Annotated in this window: 2 protein-coding genes; one reads left to right on the top strand and one right to left on the bottom strand. The window is 72.1% G+C overall.

The annotated features are described in order from the left end of the window. Nucleotides 1-1,169 precede the first annotated feature (1,169 nt). A complete protein-coding gene (locus ALLO2_RS27975) occupies nt 1,170-2,402 on the bottom strand; it encodes a WD40 repeat domain-containing protein (RefSeq protein ID WP_051875540.1) in 1,233 nt (410 codons plus the stop codon). A 259-nt stretch (nt 2,403-2,661) separates the two neighbouring features. Between ALLO2_RS27975 and ALLO2_RS22810 the strand changes: the two genes are divergently transcribed. Continuing rightward, the coding region (locus ALLO2_RS22810) for a helix-turn-helix domain-containing protein (protein ID WP_035734718.1) at nt 2,662-2,951 on the top strand (290 nt) is incomplete at its 3' end.

Here is a 2,951-nt window from a genome sequence, read left to right on the forward strand (position 1 = left end):
GACGTGGAGCTCCCCGGTGGCGACGGGCTGCTTCTGGCCGGGCCGGTGCTGGAGGTGGACTGTAACCGCGCTGTGCAGGTGAGGGTCCGGCCGGTGGAGGACGGGCCGTTGCTGCCCGCGGCGGTGGCGGCCACGGCACAGGACGGGGTGGCCACGGTGACGGCGCACCCCCGGACCTGCCCGCCGGGCAGTACCCGGCTGGCGTTTCTGCTCGGCCGGTACATCCACGGGGACCGGGTGGCGGCCGGGGTGGACATGCCGGTGGTCACGGTCGGCTGTGCGCTGCGACCCGAAGAGTTCGGGGGGGGTCGGCATCATGCCGGTGTCGCATCGGGTTCGCCTGCTGGACGGCGGTGGCCGGTGGGTGGAACACACGATGTGGGAAGTGATGTCGCTGTCCCGGTACGCGGCCTTGACAGCGGGGGACCGGCTGTGAACGGCACCGACCGGCCTGAGTCCGACAAGGGGTCCGGGCTTGATGAGTCCTTCGTGGCCCGGCTGGAGTTGGCGTTGACCGCCCGTATCCGAGCGGAGCATCCCGGGCGGAACGCGGACCTGATCGGGCTGGTGGTCGGCCGGACGGTGGAACTTCTCGCCGGGTCCGCCGCGCATAACATGCGGCATCCCCTCGCGGACGCCGTAGTGTATCTACTCGCGCACGGTTTGCGGGACGGGCGGTACCATCAGGTGCTGGCGGATACCCGGTTGGACCTGCCGGGTCTCACCCGTGACGTGGATGCTTTCAACCGGGAAGTCGCGCTTCTCGACAGGCTGCATGAACGGCATCGCGCCCCGGGCGGCAGGGGTGACGATGGCTCTGCGGCCNCCNCCCCAAGGGAGCCAGGCGGCCCGGGCGGGTAGTACCGGCCCGTTGCGGGTTCCCCGCCGGTCTTGATCCTCGTAGGCCTGCTGTGGCTGTCCGCCTGCTTCTCGGCGTGGTCGACCTGCNGCGGGCGTGCTGGTCCCGGTGACCCACAGATCTGTGACGGGTAGAGGTCCGCCTGCCTGTCACTGCGGGGAGGACCCTGCCCTGCCCCCCAACACCGGGCGGGGTCCTCCCATCCTTCGAGCGACCCCGGGCCGCGCGCTGTCGTCCCCGACTGCCGCCGGTCCCGGGGTCTTTCCCTGCCGGGTGGGGTAGGCGGCCTGTTCCGGGCGGGTTGGTGGGGTTAGGGGCAGGGGGGTTGGTAGGGGAAGGTGGGGAGGTAGCGGTGCCATTCGTCTTCGCTGAGTCGGCCGGTGGGGGTGGTGCAGGCGCGGCGGGTGAGGCTGGTGGGGTTGAGATCCCACAGGCGGGCGGTGGTGTCGTCACCGGCGGTGGCGAGCATCGTCCCGTCGAAGGCGAGGGTTTCCACGGGTCCGGTGTGGCCGGTGAGGGTGGCCAGCGGGCGGGGGGTGCGCGGGTTGGTGAGATCCCACAGGTGGGCGGTGCCGTCGGTGCTGGCGGTGGCCAGCGTCGTGCCGTCGGGGGCGAAGACGGCGGTGGTGGTCATGCCGGTTTCGGGGATGGTGGCGGCGGGCTGCGGCTGGGTGGGGGTGGTGAGGGTCCACAGGAGGGTGGTGCCGTCCTGCTGGGCGGTGGCGAGCATCGTGCCGTCGGGGCTGAAGGTGGCGTCGAAGGTGGGGCCGGGGGCGAGGGTGGCCAATGGTCGGGGGGTGCGCGGGTCGGTGACGTCCCATAGGCGGGCGGTGCCGTCAAGGCTGGCCGTCGCAAGGGTGTGGCCGTCGGGGCTGAACGCCACGTTTCCGGCGATGTAGCTGTGGGGGGTGAATGTGGCGAGGGTGGAGGNGGCGCGGGGGTCGGTGATGTCGATTAGGAGCACGGCGCCGGTGGAGGTGCTGATCGCGAGCAGGGTGCCGGCGGGGTTGAACGCGGCGCCGTAGGGGGTTCCGCCCGTGTGCAGGGTGAGGGTGTTGACCTGGTCGGGGTGGTGGGGGTCGGTGATGTTCCACAGGCGGATGGTGGTGTCGTCGCTGGTGGTGGCGAGCAGGGTGCCGGCGGGGTTGAACGCCACGTGGTTCACCCCGTCGTCGTGGCCCAGGGTGGCTACCGGCTGGTCGGGGTGGGTGGGGTTCCACAGGCGTGCGGTGTGGTCGGCGCTGCCGGTGGCGAGGGTGTGCCCGTCCGGGCTGATGGCGACGGACAGGATTTTGCCGCTGTGGCGGAACGTTGCCAGCGGGGGCAGACCTCGGGCGGCGGCGGCCAGCAGGGCGATGCGCGCGGCCGGGTCGGGGTTGAGCCGGTAGGCGGCGACGGCGAGACGGACCGCGAGATCCGGATCATCGGTGGTGGCCTGGTCGGCGAGGATCGCGGCGGCGCCGTGCCGGTCGGGGCGGTTCGCCGTGGTCGGGGNGTGCCGGGGGCGGTCCGTGATGAGCAGGACAGCGGCGGCGAGGACCACGGCGGTCGCGGTGGCGAGGATCGTGATCCGGGTTCGGCGAGCCGGCGGTATGGGCCGGGCGTAGTGCGGGGGGATTGCCGGTGGTGGTGGGGCGGGCTGCGGTCCCTGCCTGCCGTGCCGGGTGGGTGCGGCGGGGGGNGGNGTTGGGGGNTGGGNGNTGGTGAGCATCCGGTATACAGATCTTGAATGGTCGGGGTCTGTTTGATCACATCCGGTCTGTCCGGGTATGACCCGGCCGTGTCCGACGCTTGTATCGGGCATGAGGTATGCGGATGGTGGCGGGCTTACCGCGCAGGGTCGTGCCCGTCGGGAAGTGGTCCGGGTGCAGGCGGCGGACCTGTTCGCCGCCGGGGTCGATCCGGTCGAGGTCGCCGGGCGGCTGCGGGTGAGTACGAAGTCGGCCTACCAGTGGAAACGGCTCTGGCAGGCCGGTGGCACGGCGGCGCTGGCCTCACGAGGACCCAGTGGTGCGTCATGCCGCCTGTCGGACAGTCAGCGTGACCGGCTACGGGTCGAACTGGACCGCGGTCCGGCCGCGCACGGCTGGCC

The organism is Frankia sp. Allo2 (assembly GCF_000733325.1).
In the GTDB taxonomy this organism is placed as follows: domain Bacteria; phylum Actinomycetota; class Actinomycetes; order Frankiales; family Frankiaceae; genus Frankia; species Frankia casuarinae.